Source organism: Pseudooceanicola nanhaiensis DSM 18065, from assembly GCF_000688295.1.
Lineage (GTDB): Bacteria > Pseudomonadota > Alphaproteobacteria > Rhodobacterales > Rhodobacteraceae > Pseudooceanicola > Pseudooceanicola nanhaiensis.
Genome location: NZ_JHZF01000011.1, coordinates 430052 through 449226 on the forward strand (window position 1 = coordinate 430052; position 19175 = coordinate 449226).

The window sequence follows — 19175 nt, forward strand, 5'->3', positions numbered from 1 at the left end:
GAGCGCCGCGCGATGGAGATCGCGCGGCGCTTTTGCTTGACGGTGAAGCTGGGAGGGCGGATCGCGCCCGGCGTCGAGGGCAGCGTCCGCTTCTGTCCGGCGCGGGTCTACCGCGTGCCCGCGGGGCGCACGTCCGGCAGGGTGATGTTCGCCACCTGCTCGGCGATCGGATCGACCGAGAGCGGATGCGTCTCCTTGTCGTAATCGGCCGGGTCGCGCATCTTCTGCCACTTGCCGTCGACGTAGAGCTCGAGCCCCGAGAACCGCGCCTTGTAGCCCATCTTGGGCGAGCCCGGCACCCAGTAGCCGAGATAGACGTAAGGCAGCCCCGCCTCGCGCGCGATCTCGACATGGTCGAGGATCAGGTAGGTCCCGAGGCTGTCCTTCTGCCGGGTCGGATCGTAGAAGGAATAGACCATCGACAGCCCGTCATCGAGCACGTCGGTCAGGGCCACGGCGATCAACCCCTCCTCGGGGTGCTGGTATTCGACGACGCGCGACCGGATCGGGGTCTCCTCGATCATGGCGGCGAATTCGAAGACGTCCATGTCGGCCATCCCGCCATCCGCGTGCCGGCTGTCGAGGTAGTCGCGGAAGAGGTCGTACTGCTCTTCGGTCGCCCAGGGCGAGGTCGCGGTCCGTTTCAGCGCGGCATTGCGGTTGACCGTGCGGCGCTGGCTGCGGGAGGGCGCGAAGTCCTTGACCGAGATCCGGGCCGAGAGGCAGGCCGCGCAATCGGCGCAGGAAGGCCGGTAGAGCACGTTCTGCGAGCGCCGGAAGCCCTGCTTGGACAGGCAGTCGTTGAGCCGACCCGCACTGTCGCCCTGCAATGCCGTGAACAGCTTCCGTTCCATCCGCCCCTCGAGATAGGGGCAGGGCTGCGGAGCCGTCACGTAGAATTGCGGGGCGAGCGGTAGGGTGTGGCGCATGAACTAAGGTCGGCTGAATTGCAGGACGGACGATAACAGCGACAAACCTGCACGCCAAGCCAAGAGTTCCCCTGCGCAAGCTCCCGGCCCGAAGTCGCCTGTTGCGGCGGGCTGCCGGCGCGGAGGGAGACGGGCGAGAAGGCCGGATTCCCCCGGCGCCGAGGTCGGTGACGATGTGGCCGCCCGCGGGGCGCTCCCTTCACGGCAAAAGCCTGCAACGCGGGGCTGCAGGCTTCACCCGGAAAGCGAGGCCGCGGGTCAGCCCGCGCGGTTCACCGCGGTGGTGCCGAGCAGGTAGTCGCTGACACCCTGGCCGCGGTAGGAGGTCGCCATCAGCACCATGGAGACGAACTGCACGAGGAAGAAGGCCATCGAGAGCGAATAGCCGAGCGTGTGCATGAAGGCCGTGCCGCCGTCGAGCCTTTCACCGTCGAGGCGGCGCAGCTCGATCGACATCAGCCGCATGCCCCAGGTCGAGGATCCGCCCGCGAGCGTCGCCCAGCGATAGAGGAAGCCCGTGACCAGCATCAGGAGCGGGAAGAAGAACAGGCCGGTGAAGGCGGTGAAGGGCAGGATCAGCAGGCAGAGCAGCAGGATGAGGAGCGCGTCCACCACCCAGGCGAGGAAGCGCTTGACCGGCACGCCCGCGTAGAATTCGGGCTGGGCGTCGGGGTCGGGCAGGCTCAGGGCGTCGTAATACATCGTCGTCGTCTCGGGTCCGGTGGGGTCCATGAGGAACCGGCCCCCGGGGATCGGGGGCCGGGCGAGGGAAGGGCTCAGGCCTCTTCGCGATCGTCCTGGGGCTCGCGCTCGGCACGGCGGGCGCGGTCCTCCATGAACTGGTCGAACTCGGCCTTATCCTTGGCGTCGCGCAGGCGCTGCAGGAAGGATTCGAAGGCTTCCTGTTCCTGTTCGAGGCGCTGCAGCGTCTCGGCCTTGTAGGCGTCGAAGGCGTGGTTGCCGCTCGATCTCATCGCGGCATAGCCCGAACGGCGCATTTCGTGACGGTGGCCGCGGCGGCGGCTGCAGGATTTCGAGAACATCCGTTTGCTCCAGATCATGTAGGCGAGAAGGGCGAGGCCGACGGGCCAGACAAAGATGAAGCCAAGGATCATCAGTGCGATCCAGGCACCCTTGCCCTTGTCGTCGAGCCAGGCCTCGGCTTTGGCCAGCCAGCCCATCGGGCGTTCGTAGGTCTGGGCCGTTGCAGTGGCGGGGGTCATCGTGTGTCTCTCCGTGTTCGTGTGGATGTGAATGTCTTTCACATTATCGAAGATGGAGGTCGCGCGCCCCTCTCGCAAGGGGTCATGTGAAAGTTTTTAACATGCGGCCGGTTCAGGCAGTGAAATCAGCCGTTTGCGCGCCGGTCAGCCGGGGCAGCTCCGCCGGGTCGAGGGCGAAGACGTGGTGCGGCGTGCCGGCGGCGGCCCAGATGACGTCGAATTCCATCAGGCGCGGGTCGAGGAAGGCGCGGATCGGGGTCAGGTGCCCGACAGGCGCGACGCCGCCGATCGCAAAGCCCGTCTGCGCCCGGATCAGCGCCGCGTCCGCCTTGCCGAGCGGCTCTCCGGCGATGGCGCTGGCCTTGAGGTCGTCCACCCGGTTGCCGCCCGCGGTCAGAAACAGGATGGCCGCGCCGCTTTCCTCGCCGCGGAAGATGATCGACTTGGCGATCTGGTCCAGCTCGCAGCCGACCCCGTCGGCCGCCATCTGCGCGGTCTTGGCCTCTGTCAGCTCGACGATCTCCGCCTCGATCCCCGCCGCTTCCAGCGCGCGGATCACCCGGGTCTTGCTCTTGCTCATCCTGCCCTCCGGCTGCCGTGATGCGCGGTTTGTGCCAGCCTGCGTGCGGATTGACCAGACCGGGCGCGGGGATATGGTGCGCGCATGACAATCGCCTCACGCATGACCCGCAGCCCGCGCCCCTTCGACCCTGACCGGGGGAGGGAGGCGCTGGAGCATCTGCCGGACCTCACCGGCCCGGCCGCGGACCTTGTCCGGGGCGCGGCCGGCTGCAGCCCCTACCTCTGCGGCCTGATCGGCAAGGAGGCGGGCTGGCTCGCCGGGGCGCTGGACGATCCGGAGGCCGCCTTCGACGCCGAGATGGCGCGGATCGGCGCGCTCGAGGAGGATCTCGCGCCGGAGCTGCGGCGCGGCAAGCGGCGCGTGGCCCTGCTGGCGGGGCTGGCCGATCTGGGCGGGGTCTGGCCGCTGGAGGAGGTCACCGGCCGGCTGACCGATTTCGCCGATCTCGCCGTCGCCCGCGCGATGCGGGCCGCGCTGGCCCACGAGCTGCGGCGCGGCAAGCTGCCGGGCATGGGCGAGGACGCGCTCGAGACCGGGGCGGGCATGGTGGCCTTCGCCATGGGCAAGATGGGGGCGGGCGAGCTCAACTATTCGTCCGACATCGACCTGATCGTGCTCTTCGACGAGACCCGCTTCGACGCGGACGCCTTCCTCGAGGCGCGGCCCGCCTATATCCGGGCGACCCGGAAATGGGCGGCGACGCTCTCGGATCTGACCGGGGAGGGCTATGTCTTCCGCACCGACCTCCGGCTGCGTCCCGATCCCTCCGTCACGCCCGTCTGCCTCGGGATGGAGGCGGCGGAGCGGTATTACGAGAGCCTCGGCCGGACCTGGGAGCGCGCGGCCTGGATCAAGGCCAGGCCCTGCGCGGGCGACATCGCGGGGGGCGAACGCTTCCGGGCGGAACTGCGTCCCTTCGTCTGGCGCCGCCACCTCGATTACGCGGCGATCCAGGACGCCCATGACATGCGGCGCAAGATCCGCGATCACAAGGGGCTGCATGGCCGGATCGAGCTGCCGGGCTTCGATCTCAAGCAGGGCGAGGGCGGCATCCGCGCGATCGAGTTCTTCGCGCAGTTCCACCAGATCGTGGCGGGCGGCCGCGACCCGGACCTGCGGGTGCGCGGCACGGTGCCCGCGCTCGAGGTGCTCTCGGCCAAGGGCTGGATCCCCGGCGAGCTGGCCGCCACCCTGACCGATGCCTACCGCGCGCATCGCGAGGTCGAGCACCGGGTGCAGATGGTGAACGACGCGCAGACCCACGCCCTGCCGCAATCGGAAGAGGGCTTTGACCGTCTCGCCTGCTTCATGGACCGCGACGCGGCGGAGCTGCGGGCCGAGATCCGCGCCCGGCTGGAAGAGGTGCGCGACCTCACCGACGGGTTCTTCGCCCGCGACGATCGCGACCGCCCCGAGCCGGTGCCGGAGCCCGAGGTCGCCTTCGACGCCTCGGTCACCTCGCGCTGGCATTCCTACCCGGCGCTGCGGTCCGAACGCGCCCGGGTGATCTTCGACCGGCTCCGGCCCGAGATGCTCTCGCGCCTGTCGCGCGCCGCGAAACCCGAGGAGGCGCTGGTCGCCTTCGACCGGTTCCTCGCCGGGCTTCCGGCGGGCGTGCAGCTCTTCTCGCTCTTCGAGGCCAACCCGCAGCTGATCGACCTGCTGGGCGACATCGTCGGCACCGCGCCCGAACTGGCGAGTTACCTCGGCCGCAACGCCGGGGTCTTCGACGCGGTGATCGGGGGGGATTTCTTCGCGAAATGGCCGGGGGGCGAGGCGCTTTGCAAGGACCTCGCCGGCGTCCTGCAAACCGAGGCGGATTACGAGACCAGGCTCGACGCCGCACGGCGCTGGCAGAAGGACTGGCATTTCCGCATCGGCGTGCACCACCTGCGCGGGCTGATCGACGCCAGGACGGCCGGCGCGGAATATGCCGAGCTGGCCGAGGCGGTCCTGCGGGTGATCTTCCCCGTCGTCGCCACCGAATTCGCCCGCAAGCACGGCGATCTGCCGGGTCGCGGCGCGGTGGTGCTGGGCATGGGCTCTCTCGGCGCCGGGCGGCTCAACGCGCGGTCCGACCTGGACCTGATCGTGATCTACGACGCGGGCGAGGCCGAGCAGTCGGACGGCCGGCGGCCCCTCAATGTGCGGACCTATTACGCACGGCTGACGCAGGCGCTGGTGACGGCGCTCAGCGCGCAGATGTCGGAAGGCCGCCTCTACGAGGCCGACATGCGGCTGCGCCCCTCGGGCAACCAGGGGCCGGTCGCGACCTCGTGGCCTGCCTTCCGCAACTACCAGTCCGAACAGGCCTGGGTCTGGGAGCACCTTGCCATGACGCGCGCCCGGATCGTGGCCGAGGTCGGCGCCGAGGGCGCGGCGCTCGGGCATGATGTAACGTCGTTCCGGGACGCGCTGCAGGAACGGGGCCGCGACAAGGATGAGATCCTGAGCGCCGTGGCCGAGATGCGGGCACGGATCGCCCGGGCCGGACGCGCCCCCGACGCGTGGGAGGTAAAGACGGGCCCCGGCCGGAACCAGGAGATCGAGCTGATCGCCCAGGCCGGCGCGCTGATCGGGCGGGTGCCTTCGGGGCCGCTCGTCACCGGGCTCGACGGTGCGGTCGCGGATGGCTGGCTCTCGGAGGAGGACCGCGCGGCGCTGCTCGAGGCCTACGACCTCTGCTGGCAGCTGGGCCAGGTGGCCAAGCTGCTGAGCGACCAGCCGCTCGACCCCGACCGGATCGGGCAGGGCGGCCGCGACATGCTCCTGCGCGAGACCGGGGCAAAGGACATCGCCGCGCTGGAGGCGCGGTACCAGGAGGCAACGGCCCGGGCGGCGGCGGTGATCGACCGCGCGCTCGCCGGATACGAGGAGGACGCATGATGGTGCGGGATGCGGTGGACCCCAAGGGGGTGATCGGCGAAAGCTACCGGATCGAGGGCATCCGGGTGGAGGAATGTCGCTCGATCTTCATGGACTGGGCGCTGAGCCTGCCCGACGGGGCGGACACGCCCGGCGCGCTCGACGTGCTGATCGCGCGGCACGCGGAAACCGAACCGGACCATCCGATGAGCGGGATCCTGCGGGACGGGCGCAAGGGCATGGCGACCCCGACGCGCCGCGGCGGCCGGCGCGGGCGGGTGATGTAGTCCCGCGCTCCGAGGCCATGGGGCCCCGGAGCGGCCGCGCTGCTGCGCACACCGGCGCTCGGACCATCAGCCTGCCGCAGGGGGCGTGCTGGCATGCACCGCCCCTCGAACATCGAAGCGCCGTTCCGAGGACGGGCATCCCGGGTCGCGCCCGCCCCGGGGCGCCCCCCCTTCCGCAGGCCGGGCTTCGGCCCGGCCCCGCGCCCGGGTCAGCTCAGCGCCGCACAGAACCGCTGGATCCGCTCGCAGGCGTCCTTCAGCTCCGCATCCGAGGTGGCGTAGGAGATCCGGAAGTTCGGCGAGAGCCCGAAGGCCGCGCCGAAGACCACCGCAACCCCGGTCTCTTCCAGAAGCGCCGTCGCGAAGGCCTCGTCGTCGACGATCTTCGTGCCCTTGGCCGAGGTCTTGCCGATCAGCCCGCCGATCGAGGGATAGACGTAGAACGCGCCCTCGGGCGTGGGGCAGGTCATGCCCTCGATCTCGTTCAGCATCGACACGACGAGGTCGCGGCGCCGCTTGAAGACCTCGTTGTTGGTCGCGATGTAATCCTGCGTGCCGTTCAGCGCCTCGACCGCGGCCCACTGGCTGACCGAGGAGGGGTTTGAGGTCGATTGCGACTGGATCTTGCGCATCGCGCCGATCAGCTCCTTCGGCCCGGCGGCGTAGCCGATCCGCCAGCCGGTCATCGCGTAGGCCTTCGAGACGCCGTTCACCGTGAGGGTGCGGTCATAGAGCCGGGGCTCCACCTCGGCAGGCGTGCAGAATTCGAAACCGTCGTAGGCGAGGTGCTCGTACATGTCGTCGGTCATCACCCAGACATGGGGGTGCCGCATCAGCACGTCGGTCAGGCCCTTGAGCTCCTCGCGCGAATAGCCCGCGCCCGTGGGATTCGAGGGCGAGTTGAAGATCAGCCACTTGGTCTTGTCGGTGATCGCCGCCTCGAGCTGCTCGGGCGTGAGCTTGTAGCCGGTCTGAAGCTGCGCTTCGGCCACCACCGGCGTGCCGCCGGCCAGCAGCACCATGTCGGGATAGCTCACCCAGTAGGGCGCGGGGATCACCACCTCGTCGCCGGGGTTCAGCGTCGCCATCAGCGCGTTGTAGAGCACCTGCTTGCCGCCCCCCGAGACGCTGACCTGATCGGGCGTGTAGTCGAGATTGTTGTCGCGCTTGAACTTGGCGCAGATCGCCTGTTTCAGCTCGGCGATCCCGTCCACGGCGGTGTATTTCGTTTTCCCGGCCTCGATTGCCGCAATCGCGGCATCCTTGATGTTCTGCGGCGTGTCAAAGTCCGGCTCACCGGCGCCGAGGCCGATCACGTCCTCGCCGGCCGCCTTGAGCTCCTGCGCCTTGTTGCTGACGGCGATCGTGGGCGAGGGTTTCACGCGGGAGAGCGTGTCGGAAAGGAAGGGCATGGCGTGACCTGGGTTTGTTTTACGGGCAGCCTTGTCTTACTACAGGGAAAGGGCCGTTCAAGCGGGAACGGCGGAAAGGGCAGAGACAGATGACGGATTTGGAAGAGGGCTGGTTCGACCCCGAGACCTCGACCTTCGGCGACCGGATCGCGGGCGCGCGCGAGGCGGCGGGAATGACCCAGAGCCAACTGGCGCGGCGCCTCGGCATCCAGCTGAACACGTTGCGCGGATGGGAAGACGACCGGGCAGAGCCGCGGGCCAACAAGCTCCAGATGATGGCCGGGCTGCTGAACGTCTCGCTGGTCTGGCTGCTGAACGGCGTGGGCGAGGGCGCGCCCAGCATGTCCGACCCGGCCACCCCCGACATCAACGGCATGCTCAACGAATTGCGTGACCTCCGGACCCAGATGGGGCAGATGGCGGACCGGATGGGGCTGCTGGAAAAGCGGCTCCGGCAGGCGGTGAAGGAGACCACATGAGCGAATCCCCCGAGGCACGGCTGAAGCGGCTGCACATGCGCTCCATGCGGCGCGGCATCAAGGAGATGGACATCCTGCTGTCGCGCTACGCCGAGGCGGAGCTGGCCGGGATGGACGCCGAGACGCTGGATCTCTACGACGCGCTGCTCTGGGAGAACGACCAGGACCTGCTGGTCTGGGTCACCGGCCAGCAGCCCGCGCCCGCGAAATACGCGGGCCTCGTGGACCGGATCGCCCGCGTGGCCACCCCCGGCTGAGGCGTATCGAGGGCACCGTACGGTGCCTTCACCGTTTTTAACGGAATTTTCGGGTTTCTCCGCCAATCTCCCGTCCGAGCGGTTTCGGACGGAGACGACAATGAGCATGCAAAATGCCTTGGCGGTGGATCAGGGGCAGAATGCCTACCATATGGGCTATCTGGACGCGCTGGCGTTGGTGGAGCGGCTGCACCGGCTGCTTCTCGACGTCATCAAGGACGAATTCGAACGGGTCGGCGTACTCGAGGTGAACGCGGTGCAGGCGCTTCTGCTCTTCAACATCGGCGACAACGAGGTCACCGCCGGAGAGCTGAAATCGCGCGGCTATTACCAGGGTTCGAATGTCAGCTACAATCTCAAGAAGCTGGTCGAGATGGGCTTCATGCATCACCAGCGCTGCGAGATCGACCGCCGCTCGGTTCGCGTCCGGCTGACCCGCCGCGGGCGGGAGATACGGGATCTCGTCTCGGACCTCTTCGAACGCCAGTCCGGCGGGATGGAGGAGCGGGGCGTCATCTCGCTCGACGGGCTGGACGAGATCAACGGTCAGCTGCGGCGGCTGGAACGCTTCTGGACGGACCAGATCCGCTACATCTACTGACCGCGGGGCCGTGCGGGCACGTCGCGGCCGAGGTCGGACACGGCGACGACCATCAGCTCGCGTTTCAGCTTGCGGACCATCGCGTCCTCGAAATCGTGGAAGCCGCGGGCGGTCTCGACAAAGGCGTCGGGGCCGCGGAGGATGTAGGCGCGGAAATAGGCGGACAGCTCGGGCAGCAGCACCGCGCGGTTCTCGGCCGGGTCGATCAGCTCGCCGCCGATGACGAGCGCGTTGATCATCACGTCGCCCGGCACGCTCACGTCGCGGGGATGCGGGCCGGTGTTGGACTTCCCGTCGCCCGAGATGTCGATCACCTGCCGCCAGCAGGCAGGCGCGGCGCCGAGCATCCGCGCGCCGAAGAGCATCGAGGCGCCGATCGCGGTGGAGGGATCGCTGGCCACCCGACCCGCACCGCGCAGCCGCTCGGCGGCCTCGACCACCTCCGCCGGGCCCTGCAGCAGGGTCCAGTCCACGAGGATGCGCTGAAAATCCGGCCCGCTCCATTCGTAGACGCCGAGCGCCACGCTCGCCCCGGGGGTCGAGACGATGGCGGCGATCACCTCGGGATGGGTCAGCGCATTGGCGACACCGTCGAGCTGGAGGCGGTATTCCATGACGTCGACCGAGCCCGACACATCGAGCCCGAGCGCCAGCGCCAGCCGGCACTCCGCCGCCACCGCGCTGCCCCAGAGCGCCAGCGCCGCGGCGGAGGCCAGCGCGCGCAGGCTCATCCCCGTTCGTCCGGGTAGGGCGCGTCAACTTCGCCGACCATCACGTCGTTCAGTTCCCGAAACAGCTTGCGGGTCATCGCGGCCGAGAAATCCTCGAACCCCGAGGCGGTCTCCACGAAGGCGCCGTCGCCGCGCCGGACCTCGTTGCGGTAGAAGGGCAGCACGTCGGCATCCTGGCCGAGGATCACCAGCCCGTTCACCGTCACACCGTCGAGCGGGAAGTTGCGGTAGGCGAGGTCGGGGCCGAAGCCCTCGTTGTTCACCCCGTCGCCCGACAGGTCGATGACGCGCCGCCGGCACTCGGGCGCGCGCTTCAGCAGCGTCGAGGCATAGCCCAGGGCATAGCCGATGGCGGTCGGGAAGCGGGAATAGCTGCGTTCGGCGGTGGCGATCACGGCGACCGCGGTGTCGATCGCGGCGGGGTCGTCCATGCGGGTCCAGTCCAGCACCACCTTCTGCTGGTAGCGCCCGGACCATTCGAAGACCGCAAGCGTCACGTAGCCGCCCGTGACGTTGGTCAGCGCCTCGCGCACCGGGATCGACCCGAGCGCGGCGGCGAGGCCGAGCTTCTGGAGATCGTATTCCCCCGGATCGACCGAGGAGGACACGTCGAGCGCCAGCACGAGGGCCAGCCGACACTCCGCCGCGGTCGCAGCGGCCGGCCCGAGGGCCAGCCCTGCAACCAGACCGGCGGGCCCCATGAGGCCCGCCCGGCGGAGCTGTGATCTCACCAATGCCCGGTGTTCTCCATGCTGGCCCAGGGTTCCTGTTTCGGCAGGGCGTCGCCCTCCTGCAGAAGCTCGATCGAGACGTTGTCGGGCGAGCGGACGAAGGCCATGTGGCCGTCGCGCGGCGGCCGGTTGATCGTCACGCCGGCCTTCTGGAGCTTCTCGCACATCGCGTAGATGTCATCGACGCGATAGGCGAGGTGCCCGAAATGGCGGCTGTCCGAGGGCAGCCCATCATCGCCGTCCCAATTGTAGGTCAGTTCGACCGGGCAGTCCTCCTGTCCCGGGGGCGCCATGAACACGAGGCTGAAGCGCCCCTGTTCGCTGTCCATGCGCCGGGTCTCTTTCAGGCCCAGAAGCTCATAGAAAGCCATGCTTTTTTCGAGGTCCTTCACCCGGACCATCGTATGCAGATACTTGAGCGTCATTGCCGCCTCTTTCCAGTTAACCGTCTGGAGCGAAGCTTAGCCGGATGGCGGCAAAAGTCGAGTGGCGCGGCCGGGCGGCCCGGCTCAGAAGGCCGAGCGGATGCCGAGGCCGAGAGTGATCTCCTCGGTGTCGAAGCGGCTCACGTTGGAGCGCGTGCGCCTCAGGCCGATGTCCATCGTCGGGATGAAGCCCGCGTAATCCACCCGGTCGAAATCGACCGTGACCTCGGCCGCGACGGTCCGGTCCTGCCGCCCGCCCGGCACGGCGATGAAGCCCACCCGGTAGCCCGGGAAATCGGTGTAGGAGGCGCTGATCCCGAAGGAGAGGCTGACCGGCCCGAGCGCGCGCGCCGGGGTCCAGTCGAGCGCGACCGACAGCGCGTGGTTGTCGCGGCTGCGCCCGGTGGTGTTGTCGTTCTGCGCGGTCACGCGGCCGCGCAGAACGCCGCCCGAGGGCAGGACGTGGCCGAGGCTCAGACCGATCTGGGCGATCTCCTCGGTCAGGGCCGACTGGTCGTGAAAGCGCTTTTCGGCATAGCCCGCGACCCCGAGCCGGGTGGCGGGGGCGAGGGTCTGCGACCATTCGCCCTCGATCCGGCCGAACTTGTAATACCGCGCGCCGCCGTACCAGCTTTGCCCCGCGACCAGCCCCGCGCCGATGCGCCGGCCCGCCGCGGGGGCGAACTGCGCCCGGAGCCCCGCCTGGGCGAGGCTGAAGGCGAAATCGCCGTTCCCGGCCGCGGGCGCGCGCTCGCGCGCCTCCTCCGAGAGCCGCACCTGCCGGGTGAAGAGCCGCGCGACGGCGGTGATCTGCCGGGTCGGCTGCGGGGCGCCCAGCCGGTAGCCGACGGCGAGGTCCGCGGTGGTCTCGATGCCCGACAGCGCCTGCGCCTCGGGGCTCAGAACACCCACGACCGGCACGCCGTCGATGAAGTTCAGCCGCGACTCCGAGCCGTTGTTCACGTTCGAACTGGGCGAGATCCCGAAGCTCAGCCGGAACTGGAGCGGGTTGATCGCGCGCAGGGTCCGGTAATCCCTGGCGATGGCATCGCGGGTCCGCGCGTCCCCGGCATGTTCATAGGTCCGCCGCAGCCAGAGCTGGGCCGTCGTCGTCTGCCCCCCGTCATGGGCCGCCCGGGCCGCGACCTGCGCGGCCTGGAACCGCTGCTGGTCGGTGCCGGCCAGCCGGTAGGCCTGTTTCGCGGCCTCCAGCGCGCGGGCATGACCGCCCGCCGCGGCCTCCGCCTCGGCCCAGAGGTAATAGACCTGGCCATCCGCCTTGCCGGTTCCGGCCAGCCCCTCGGCCAGCAGCCGGACGGTGCGCCGGTCGCCCCGCGCCGCCGCCGCGACGATGGCCGCGCGGACCTGGGGCAGGGTGAGCGTGACGCTCTCTCCCGCGGGCTGGGCATGCAGGGCGGGGGCGGGCGCGGCGAGCGCCAGCAGCAGGGCGAGACGGCCGAGCGTCCGCGCCGGGCGCGGGCGTCGGAGGCGCATCACTTGACGTCGTTGCAGACGGAGGCGGAGGCCCCGGCGGTGCCGCATTTCCCGATCACGAAGACGCCGTGTTCCTGCTCGGTCTCGAAGCCGAGCGCATCCTCGCCGTCGAACTGGTTGAGCGCGACGACCCCGCCGACGGCGCTCGCGTCCCGGCCGCCGAAGATGCCGGCGTAATTCCCGATCTCGGTGTCATCGAGGCCCGCATAGGCGCCGTTGGATTGCCGCAGGTCGTATTCGACACGGCCCGCGAAGGTCCCGTCCGCGTCGATCTCCGAGGCGACCAGCACGATCGACGGCAGGGCCGCGTTCGTGGGCACGAACCGGCGGTTGTAGATGTTGCCCTCGACCCGGTTGTCGGCGAAATCCGCGTTGATGAACACGTCGCCGGTGGTCTGCGCGGCCCGCGCCGGGAGGAGTTCGTCCGGCGTGGAGGGATCGGGCTCTAGGAGGATGCCCTCGCCGTAATCCCGCACCCCCGCGTTCGTCAGACCGGCATAGCGGCCCGCGTAGCTGACCATGCCCGAGGTCGCGGTGACGGCGGGCGGATCGAAATCGCCGTCACGCTCGAAATAGCCGCCCGCGAGATACCGGTTGCGCGGGCCCGGAGTGGCCGCCACCCCGGCGCGGACCCGGCCCGTGACCGCGGTGCCGTCCGATTGCAGCACCAGCGCCGTCGCATGCCGGTCGAGCGCGTCGTCCTGCGCCATGAAGACCTGGTAGCCGCCGTAATCGACGTCGCGCGCGGCCTCGCGCGTGTAGACCGCCTGGAACGGGACCTTGTCGAGGCTGACCCCGGTCACGGTCAGGGTCTGGGCGGTCGCGTCGTAGCGCATCGCGCTGACGTTGCCGGCCACTTCGGCGGGGACGGTGATCCCGGTCGTCTCCTCGCCGCTGTCGGGGTCGCTGTCGTCGCTGAACGGGTTCGTGCCGTCCCCGCTGCAGCCCGCCAGCGCCAGCATCACTGCCAGCGGGAATGCCGCCTCTTTCCACATGGTCCTGCCTCGTCTCTGCTGCGCGGCCGTTGCCCGGCCCGCCTTGGCCCGAAACTTCGGCGGACCCCGCCGTTCTGTCAATCCGCGCGGGCGCCTTTCGCCCGGGGGTGCGGCGCAAACGCACCGGACACGGGGGCCTGCATTCCCGACCGATCCACATCCCGTCCCCGGGCGTATACCCTCCAATAACCGCCGGAGGCTTCATGCAACTCGCCATACTCTATCTTTCCACCGCGGCCGTCTTCCTGATCCTCGATGCGATCATGCTGCGCAGCGTCATCAAGCCGGTCTTCGAGACCCATCTGGGGGATGCGCTGGCGCAGGACCTCCGGGTGGCGCCGGCGGCGATCTTCTATCTCTTCTACGTGGGCGCGCTCTGCTGGTTCGTCTCGCTGCCCGCGCTGCGGACGGGCGCCGCGGGGCAGGCGTTCCTGAACGGCGCGCTGATCGGGGCCATGGCCTACGGGACCTACGAGTTCACCAATTACGCGACGCTCCGGGACTGGCACTGGAAGATGGTCGCGCTCGACCTCACCTGGGGGACGCTCCTGACCGGCACCGCGGCGGCGGTCGGGGTTCTGGTCGCCTCGCGCTGGCAGTGAACGGACTGTTTCGCGTGTGCGCGTTGTAGCGCCGAGGGGGGCGTGTAGGGTGCCGTCACCGGCGCCCGCCGGCCCCGCCCTCCGGGTGCCGGTCGGGTACGCTCTCTCGGTCGCGCCGGTCCGGAGACGTTCCGGACCGGCGGACCCCCTGGCCGCAGCAGGGCGGAGCGCGATCGCCTCTCGCCGGGCCGTCATGAACCTGTTACATTGCGCCTGTCACCACGCAGCAGGCCGGCATGTTCCGCATCCTCCTTCCGATCCTCGCGCTCTCGGGCCCCGCCCATGCGGTCAGCCCGATCGCCGAGGTGATCTGCGAAGAGACGGTGCGGATGGAACAGCGGCTGAGCCGGCGCCTCGGCGCCGAGCGTCAGGCCATGGGCCTGCGCGGTCCCGAGCAGGTGATGGAGCTCTGGACCGGGGCGGACGGAGACTGGACGCTGGTCGTGACCTACGCCAGCGGAACGTCCTGCATCGTCGCCATGGGGCAGGATTGGCAGGCGGTGGCGCGGGAACCGGCCTGATCGCCTGCCTTGGCGGTCAGAGCAGCTTGAGATCGCCCGCCATCTTGCGACCGTCGCGGCCGTCAAGAAGCTCGTAGCCGACCTTCTGGTTGTCCGCGAGCCCGGTCAGCCCGGACCTCTCCACAGCAGAAATGTGCACGAAGACGTCCTTGCCGCCTTCCTCGGGCTCGATGAAACCGTAACCCTTCGTCGTGTTGAACCATTTCACGGTGCCAACCGGCATTCCGTCTCTCCTTCTGTCGTCAATCCGCTCCCCGCATCCAGAGGAACGATGTCACGCGGACGGGCCTGCGGCGCCGCGGCAAGTCCGGTGCCGGCGCCGAGTTGACCTCGTGTCACGTGATCAGGATTACAGGCCGGACATAAAAATCAAGAGAAACGAGCGTGCGGTGCAATGGAATGCCTAGTATTTCATCCCAGCCGGAGAAAGGAAAAGCGATGAAGCTCTACGGAATCAAGACCTGCGACACCTGCCGCAAGGCGTTGAAATTGCTTCCCGATGCCCAGCTCCACGACGTCCGCGCAGAGGGCTTCCCGCCCGGCCTGCTGGAGCGTGCCGAGGCTGCGTTCGGCAATGAATTGCTGAATGTGAAATCGGCCACATGGCGCGGCCTTGCCGAGGCCGAGCGCAGCCGTCCGATGCTGGATCTGATTGCCGAACACCCAACTTTGATGAAGCGGCCCCTTATCGAGCGGGGCGACGATCTCTATCTGGGGTGGAATGAAACCACACGTCGGGCGCTTGATGTCTGACATTCGGCGTATCTTGTACGGAGTAGTGATGTGCGCAGCGCGGCCCTTGTCCTGGGATTGATCGGAGGCCTGCTCGGCCTGTTCGTGGGGATGTTCAGCTATGGCTATACCGAAGCCATCGAGCATTACGGCGAAATGCCCGGGCTCTTCGAGCAGGTGGCCAACGTGGACCTGATCCGCACCGTGTCCTTCCTGTCGCCGCTTCTCGCCATCGCCGGGGCCGGGATGGCCAAGGTGCGCGCGCTCTGGGGCGGGGTGCTGCTCGTGGCGTCGGCCGTCGGCATGTTCGTGGCCTTCGGCGTGAACGTCTTCACGCTCTTCCCGATGGGCTTCTGCGCCGTTGCGGGCCTCATGGCGCTGGCCGGGGCGCAGCCGGACGAGCCGAAGGCGCATTTCCAGCGATGAGCCGGTCGGCGGAGAGCCATCCGCCACCCTTCACCACCAGCACGACCAGCAGGTAGGCCCAGAGCAGCCGCTGGTCGAGGATCACCCCGTCCGGCGCCCGGTCGAAGAGCGCGCCCAGCGTTTCGGCATGGGCGATCCCGCCGTGGCCGTAGAGGTCGGTGAGGCTCTGGACCGCGACGAAGCCGATCATGCCGAGCGCGGCGATCCGGGTGAAGAGCCCCAGCACGATCGCCAGCGGCAGCAGGAACTCCGCCCAGGTGCCCGCGGTGACGACCGCCCAGTGGAAGAGGCCGAGCTGCGCGGTGTCGTAGCCCGCGGCCTCGAACTGGCGGGGGAAGATCTGCGCATAGGCGCCGGTCGAAGGGGTGAAGAGGCCGAAGGGGCCGTCCCCGACCTTGGTGAGCGCCGAGGCCCAGAAGTAGCGCAGGAGCACGGCGGCAAAGATGATCCGGGCGAAGAGCGGCAGGCCGGGGTCGAGCCGGTCGAGCGGGGCGGCGAGGCGGGCGAAACGGGTCATTCCTGCGTCTCCACTCCGGTGATGCATCCGTCCTGCGCGAGCAGCCTCAGCAGGGCGGCGGGATCGAAGGCGGGGTCTTCGGCCGCGCCCGCCTCGAGCGCCGCGCCGAGCGTCCGGCCATCCCCGAGCGCCGCGAGGGCGGCACCGCCGCCCGGCGGCAGAAGGCGGGGCAGGGGATCGAACCCGGGCCGCGTGACCAGCACATCCTCGGCCCGCGGCGCGGGTTTCGGCGCGCCCGGTTCGTGGTTGAAGCGGTGGATCGCGTGCAGCGGCCAGCGTGAGCGTACCAGTCGGAGCGCGGGCGCGAGGGTGATCCGGATGCCCTCGAGCGCCCGTGCCGGGATCGCGGCGAGCACCTCGGGCGCGACCGGCTGCGCGTCGGCCGCGTGATAGGCCTCGCGCAGGGCAAGGTCGAGCCGGGCCACATCGGGCAGGTAGCCCCGATGCGCGAGCTGCGGGGTGCCGGCGATGAAGGCGGGGAAGGTGCCGCCGTAGAGCATCATCACCGGCGAGGCGGGAGGATGGGCCCGCAGGTAGAGCCCCGCGACCCCGCGGAAATTCTGCGGCCCGAGCAGTTTGCGGACGGTCGGGAAGCCGCTTTCCAGCGCCTCGGTCAGCGCCACCGCGACGTTGTTGCGGTAGACCGCGAAGCGCCGCCCGGCGGGGCCGCCATGGCCGTCGAGCAGCCCGTCCGGGACCGCCTGCGCGGGGTCCAGAAGGGCCGCGCGGAACGTCTCTTGCCCGGTCATGCCGCAACCCTTTCAAGCGCGGCGGCGGCGCGGGCGGCCTCGGCGGCCAGCACCGGCCAGTCCGGCACGTCGGTGTCCCATTCGATCAGCACCGGGCGCGGGCCGGACAGCGCCAGGGTCTCGTCGAGCAGCGCCCAGACCGGGTCCGCCACCGCGCGTCCGTGGCTGTCGATCAGGAGCGGGCGGCCCGCGTCGTCCGCGTCCTCGTCGTGCCCGCCGAGGTGGATCTCTCCGACCTGCTCCAGCGGAAAATCCGCGATGTAGGCCCGCGGGTCGAGCCCGAGGTTGGTGGCAGAGACGAAGACGTTGTTCACGTCGAGCAGCAGGCCGCAGCCCGTCCGTTGCGCAAGCGCGCGCAGGAAGTCCGTCTCGCTCATCGTGCTCTCGGCGAAGGAAAGATAGGAGGACGGGTTCTCGAGCAGCATCCGCCGTCCAAGCACCGCCTGCACCTCGTCGACATGGTCCGCGACGCGGGCCAGGGTGGCTTGCGTATAGGGCAGCGGCAGGAGGTCGTTCAGGAAGGCGCTGTCATGCGTCGACCAGGCGAGGTGTTCCGAGAAGCTCGCCGGATGCAGCCAGCCGCAGAGATGCTTCAGCCGGGCAAGGTGCTCCGGATCGAGCCGCCCCTCGCCGCCGATCGAGAGGCCGACGCCGTGGACCGAGACGGGGAAGCGCTCCGCCAGGTGGCGAAGCTGGGCAAGGGGGCGGCCGCCGTCGCCCATGTAGTTCTCGGCATGCATCTCGAGCCAGCCGACCGGGGCGGGATCCGCGAGGATCGACGTGTAATGCCGCGCCTTGTAGCCGACACCGGGCCGGGCGGGCAGTCCTTCGGGGGGCGTTCGGTCGAGCATGGCAAATCCTCCGGCATGGCAGGGGTGGATCGGCGCGCCCCCGGGGGCGCGGGGGGGCGCGCCGGACGGGGTCAGCTTTCCGTCGGCAGGTCGCGCTCCAGCGGCTCGGGCGAGCCCATCCGGGTGTCGCCGTTCTCCATCGCGGGAAGCTCCATGCTCTCGCAGGTGCCTTCGTCGACCAGCGTCCAGGCGTTGCCCTGGTAATCGACCTTGGAGGTCCCGGCGCAGGTGGTGCCGGGGCCCGCGGCGCAGTCGTTCTCGCCGGCGAGCGAGACGCCGTAGCATTTCACCTGTTCGGCGGCCGAGGCGGCGCCCGCGGTGGCCGCGAAGGCGGCGGCGACGGCGCTGACGAGGATGGTCTTGTTGGTCATCTTCTTCTCTCCATGTGTGGCGGCGCCTGTCCCGGCGTCCGTGCCTCTCCGTTCGGCGCCCCGCCGGCCCGCGTTACGCCGCTCACGCAGGCGTGATGAAATTGCCAAACCGGCGCGCCCGGCTGTAACGTTCGGCAAGCTGCTACGTATGGAGAGGGGCATGTCGGACCGGAACGACCGCTGGGGCGACCTGCTCCGCCGCGCGAACCGCGGCGACGGGGCGGCCTATGCGGCCTTCCTGACCGAATGCGCGCCGGTGATCCGCAACATCGTCCGGGCGCGGTCCGGCGGCGGGGACGAGGTCGAGGATGTCGTGCAGGAGGTCCTGCTTGCGATCCACGCCAAGCGCCATACATGGCGGGAGGCCGACCCGGTGACGCCCTGGCTCTACGCCATCGCCCGCTACAAGACGGTCGATCTCTGGCGCAGGCGCAAGGGCGGGACCCCGGTGCCGATCGAGGACGTGGCCGAGGTGCTGCCCGACGAGCGCAGCGGCGAGGTGATGGCGGCGCGCGATCTGGCCGGTATGCTCGACCGGATCGACGCGCGCTCGGCCGGGATCGTCCGGGCCGTCGGGATCGAGGGCGAGAGCGCCGGAGAGGTCGGCGCCCGCCTCGGCATGAGCGAAGGCGCCGTGCGCGTGGCCTATCACCGGGCGATGCAGCGGCTCAAGGAGATGGCGGCGGACGAGACCGGAAGGACGGGATGAAGACGGAAGACCTCATAGCAGAGCTGGCCGCGGCCCCGGCCGCCGCGCCCCCGACCACGCTGGAGCGGCGGGCCGCCCTCGGCGTGGGGCTGGGCGTGCTGGTGACCCTCGCGCTCTTCCTCTGGGCGCTCGGACCGCGGCCCGGGCTGGCGGCAGCGCTGGCCGATCCGGTGGTGGCGGCGAAGACCGTGCTGCCGCTGGTGCTTGGCGGGATGGCCCTGGTGCTCGCGCTCAGGGCGGCGCGCCCGGGCGTTCCGGGCGGCGCGCTCGCGCGGGTGGTCTGGGCGGTGCCGGTGGCGGTCGCGGGGCTCGTGCTGTGGGCCTTCGCGGCGACCCCGCCCGAGGCGCGGATGGCGGCGTTCATCGGTCACTCGATCGCGGTCTGCCTGCCGGCGGTGGTGATCCTGTCGCTGCCGATCTACGCCGGGCTGGTGGCGGCGCTCAGGTCGGGCGCCCCGGTGCGGCCGGCGCTGAGCGGCGCGCTTGCCGGGCTCGCGGCGGGCGGGATCGCCTGCGGGATCTACTCGACCTTCTGCGTGGAGGACACGCCGCTGTTCTACGGCGTGTGGTATTCGCTGGCGGTCTGCCTCGCGACGGGCCTCGGGGCGGTGATCGGGGCGCGGGCGCTCCGGTGGTGAGGGGAGGCGTGGGCTGAAGCCCGCCCTGCGGACAGCGTTGCCGTCGG

Annotated in this window: 26 protein-coding genes; 11 read left to right on the forward strand and 15 right to left on the reverse strand. The window is 69.8% G+C overall.

Going from position 1 to position 19175, the window contains the following annotated elements; all coding sequences use genetic code 11:
- Positions 1 to 107: 107 nt before the first annotated feature.
- From Q344_RS0102985 to Q344_RS0103000, 4 genes are all read right to left on the reverse strand, one after another.
- Positions 108 to 929 carry an arginyltransferase gene (locus Q344_RS0102985; RefSeq protein ID WP_028285354.1) on the reverse strand — a complete coding sequence of 274 codons (822 nt, stop codon included), beginning with the start codon at positions 927 to 929 and terminating at the stop codon, positions 108 to 110.
- A 258-nt stretch (positions 930 to 1187) separates the two neighbouring features.
- Entirely contained in the window at positions 1188 to 1661 is a 474-nt protein-coding gene (locus Q344_RS0102990; protein WP_229669125.1) for an RDD family protein, read from the reverse strand.
- Between the two features lie 44 nt (positions 1662 to 1705).
- Positions 1706 to 2152: a DUF2852 domain-containing protein gene (locus tag Q344_RS0102995; RefSeq protein ID WP_028285356.1), complete on the reverse strand. Its 447-nt coding sequence runs from the start codon at positions 2150 to 2152 to the stop codon at positions 1706 to 1708.
- Between the two features lie 112 nt (positions 2153 to 2264).
- Positions 2265 to 2732 (reverse strand): YbaK/EbsC family protein, encoded by a 468-nt coding sequence (locus tag Q344_RS0103000; RefSeq protein WP_028285357.1) that lies wholly within the window; start codon positions 2730 to 2732, stop codon positions 2265 to 2267.
- Positions 2733 to 2816: 84 nt separating this feature from the next.
- On the opposite strand from Q344_RS0103000, the gene Q344_RS0103005 reads away from it, so the two are divergent.
- Complete coding sequence (locus Q344_RS0103005; RefSeq protein WP_028285358.1) at positions 2817 to 5621, forward strand: [protein-PII] uridylyltransferase family protein; 2805 nt, start codon at positions 2817 to 2819, stop codon at positions 5619 to 5621.
- Positions 5618 to 5887: a hypothetical protein gene (locus Q344_RS0103010; protein WP_028285359.1), complete on the forward strand. Its 270-nt coding sequence runs from the start codon at positions 5618 to 5620 to the stop codon at positions 5885 to 5887. Before Q344_RS0103005 ends, Q344_RS0103010 begins: the two co-directional genes overlap by 4 nt.
- 209 nt (positions 5888 to 6096) lie before the next feature.
- Here Q344_RS0103010 and Q344_RS0103015 read toward each other — a convergent pair whose 3' ends face one another.
- Positions 6097 to 7299: a pyridoxal phosphate-dependent aminotransferase gene (locus tag Q344_RS0103015; protein ID WP_028285360.1), complete on the reverse strand. Its 1203-nt coding sequence runs from the start codon at positions 7297 to 7299 to the stop codon at positions 6097 to 6099.
- An 89-nt stretch (positions 7300 to 7388) separates the two neighbouring features.
- On the opposite strand from Q344_RS0103015, the gene Q344_RS0103020 reads away from it, so the two are divergent.
- The 3 genes from Q344_RS0103020 to Q344_RS0103030 all read left to right on the forward strand — a co-directional run bounded on the left by Q344_RS0103020 (position 7389) and on the right by Q344_RS0103030 (position 8636).
- Positions 7389 to 7778: a helix-turn-helix domain-containing protein gene (locus Q344_RS0103020; protein ID WP_028285361.1), complete on the forward strand. Its 390-nt coding sequence runs from the start codon at positions 7389 to 7391 to the stop codon at positions 7776 to 7778.
- Positions 7775 to 8035 (forward strand): FAD assembly factor SdhE, encoded by a 261-nt coding sequence (locus Q344_RS0103025; protein ID WP_028285362.1) that lies wholly within the window; start codon positions 7775 to 7777, stop codon positions 8033 to 8035. Before Q344_RS0103020 ends, Q344_RS0103025 begins: the two co-directional genes overlap by 4 nt.
- Before the next feature lie 100 nt (positions 8036 to 8135).
- On the forward strand, positions 8136 to 8636 hold the full coding sequence (locus Q344_RS0103030) for a MarR family winged helix-turn-helix transcriptional regulator (protein WP_028285363.1): 501 nt from the start codon (positions 8136 to 8138) through the stop codon (positions 8634 to 8636).
- Here Q344_RS0103030 and Q344_RS0103035 read toward each other — a convergent pair.
- The 5 genes from Q344_RS0103035 to Q344_RS0103055 all read right to left on the reverse strand — a co-directional run bounded on the left by Q344_RS0103035 (position 8630) and on the right by Q344_RS0103055 (position 13012).
- Entirely contained in the window at positions 8630 to 9367 is a 738-nt protein-coding gene (locus tag Q344_RS0103035; protein ID WP_028285364.1) for a DUF1194 domain-containing protein, read from the reverse strand. The genes Q344_RS0103030 and Q344_RS0103035 overlap by 7 nt on opposite strands.
- Positions 9364 to 10098, reverse strand: a complete 735-nt coding sequence (locus Q344_RS0103040; protein WP_229669126.1) for a DUF1194 domain-containing protein — start codon at positions 10096 to 10098, stop codon at positions 9364 to 9366. Before Q344_RS0103040 ends, Q344_RS0103035 begins: the two co-directional genes overlap by 4 nt.
- Positions 10095 to 10523 (reverse strand): VOC family protein, encoded by a 429-nt coding sequence (locus Q344_RS0103045; RefSeq protein WP_028285366.1) that lies wholly within the window; start codon positions 10521 to 10523, stop codon positions 10095 to 10097. The genes Q344_RS0103040 and Q344_RS0103045 overlap by 4 nt, the downstream gene beginning before the upstream one ends.
- A gap of 84 nt (positions 10524 to 10607) precedes the next feature.
- Positions 10608 to 12017, reverse strand: a complete 1410-nt coding sequence (locus Q344_RS0103050; RefSeq protein ID WP_028285367.1) for a porin family protein — start codon at positions 12015 to 12017, stop codon at positions 10608 to 10610.
- Complete coding sequence (locus tag Q344_RS0103055; RefSeq protein ID WP_051630229.1) at positions 12017 to 13012, reverse strand: KOW domain-containing RNA-binding protein; 996 nt, start codon at positions 13010 to 13012, stop codon at positions 12017 to 12019. Before Q344_RS0103055 ends, Q344_RS0103050 begins: the two co-directional genes overlap by 1 nt.
- A 203-nt stretch (positions 13013 to 13215) precedes the next feature.
- Here Q344_RS0103055 and Q344_RS0103060 point away from each other — a divergent pair, with 203 nt between their 5' ends.
- Both Q344_RS0103060 and Q344_RS0103065 read left to right on the forward strand, forming a co-directional pair.
- Entirely contained in the window at positions 13216 to 13614 is a 399-nt protein-coding gene (locus tag Q344_RS0103060; RefSeq protein ID WP_028285369.1) for a DUF2177 family protein, read from the forward strand.
- Positions 13615 to 13850: 236 nt separating this feature from the next.
- Complete coding sequence (locus Q344_RS0103065; protein WP_028285370.1) at positions 13851 to 14135, forward strand: hypothetical protein; 285 nt, start codon at positions 13851 to 13853, stop codon at positions 14133 to 14135.
- A gap of 16 nt (positions 14136 to 14151) precedes the next feature.
- Here Q344_RS0103065 and Q344_RS0103070 read toward each other — a convergent pair whose 3' ends face one another.
- Positions 14152 to 14358 (reverse strand): cold-shock protein, encoded by a 207-nt coding sequence (locus tag Q344_RS0103070; RefSeq protein ID WP_028285371.1) that lies wholly within the window; start codon positions 14356 to 14358, stop codon positions 14152 to 14154.
- A 215-nt stretch (positions 14359 to 14573) separates the two neighbouring features.
- On the opposite strand from Q344_RS0103070, the gene Q344_RS0103075 reads away from it, so the two are divergent.
- Both Q344_RS0103075 and Q344_RS0103080 read left to right on the forward strand, forming a co-directional pair.
- Positions 14574 to 14888, forward strand: a complete 315-nt coding sequence (locus tag Q344_RS0103075; RefSeq protein ID WP_028285372.1) for an ArsC/Spx/MgsR family protein — start codon at positions 14574 to 14576, stop codon at positions 14886 to 14888.
- A gap of 30 nt (positions 14889 to 14918) precedes the next feature.
- Entirely contained in the window at positions 14919 to 15293 is a 375-nt protein-coding gene (locus tag Q344_RS0103080) for a hypothetical protein (RefSeq protein WP_028285373.1), read from the forward strand.
- Here Q344_RS0103080 and Q344_RS0103085 read toward each other — a convergent pair.
- From Q344_RS0103085 to Q344_RS0103100, 4 genes are all read right to left on the reverse strand, one after another.
- Positions 15238 to 15810: a DoxX family protein gene (locus Q344_RS0103085; protein WP_028285374.1), complete on the reverse strand. Its 573-nt coding sequence runs from the start codon at positions 15808 to 15810 to the stop codon at positions 15238 to 15240. The two genes, Q344_RS0103080 and Q344_RS0103085, sit on opposite strands and share 56 nt — an antisense overlap.
- Positions 15807 to 16559 (reverse strand): HvfC/BufC N-terminal domain-containing protein, encoded by a 753-nt coding sequence (locus tag Q344_RS0103090; protein WP_028285375.1) that lies wholly within the window; start codon positions 16557 to 16559, stop codon positions 15807 to 15809. Before Q344_RS0103090 ends, Q344_RS0103085 begins: the two co-directional genes overlap by 4 nt.
- On the reverse strand, positions 16556 to 17410 hold the full coding sequence (gene bufB / locus Q344_RS0103095; protein WP_028285376.1) for an MNIO family bufferin maturase: 855 nt from the start codon (positions 17408 to 17410) through the stop codon (positions 16556 to 16558). Before bufB ends, Q344_RS0103090 begins: the two co-directional genes overlap by 4 nt.
- 71 nt (positions 17411 to 17481) lie before the next feature.
- Positions 17482 to 17781 (reverse strand): BufA1 family periplasmic bufferin-type metallophore, encoded by a 300-nt coding sequence (locus Q344_RS0103100; protein ID WP_028285377.1) that lies wholly within the window; start codon positions 17779 to 17781, stop codon positions 17482 to 17484.
- Between the two features lie 160 nt (positions 17782 to 17941).
- Here Q344_RS0103100 and Q344_RS0103105 point away from each other — a divergent pair, with 160 nt between their 5' ends.
- Positions 17942 to 18490 carry a sigma-70 family RNA polymerase sigma factor gene (locus Q344_RS0103105; RefSeq protein WP_028285378.1) on the forward strand — a complete coding sequence of 183 codons (549 nt, stop codon included), beginning with the start codon at positions 17942 to 17944 and terminating at the stop codon, positions 18488 to 18490.
- Positions 18487 to 19128, forward strand: a complete 642-nt coding sequence (locus Q344_RS0103110; RefSeq protein ID WP_028285379.1) for an NrsF family protein — start codon at positions 18487 to 18489, stop codon at positions 19126 to 19128. Before Q344_RS0103105 ends, Q344_RS0103110 begins: the two co-directional genes overlap by 4 nt.
- The last annotated feature ends 47 nt before the right edge of the window (positions 19129 to 19175 follow it).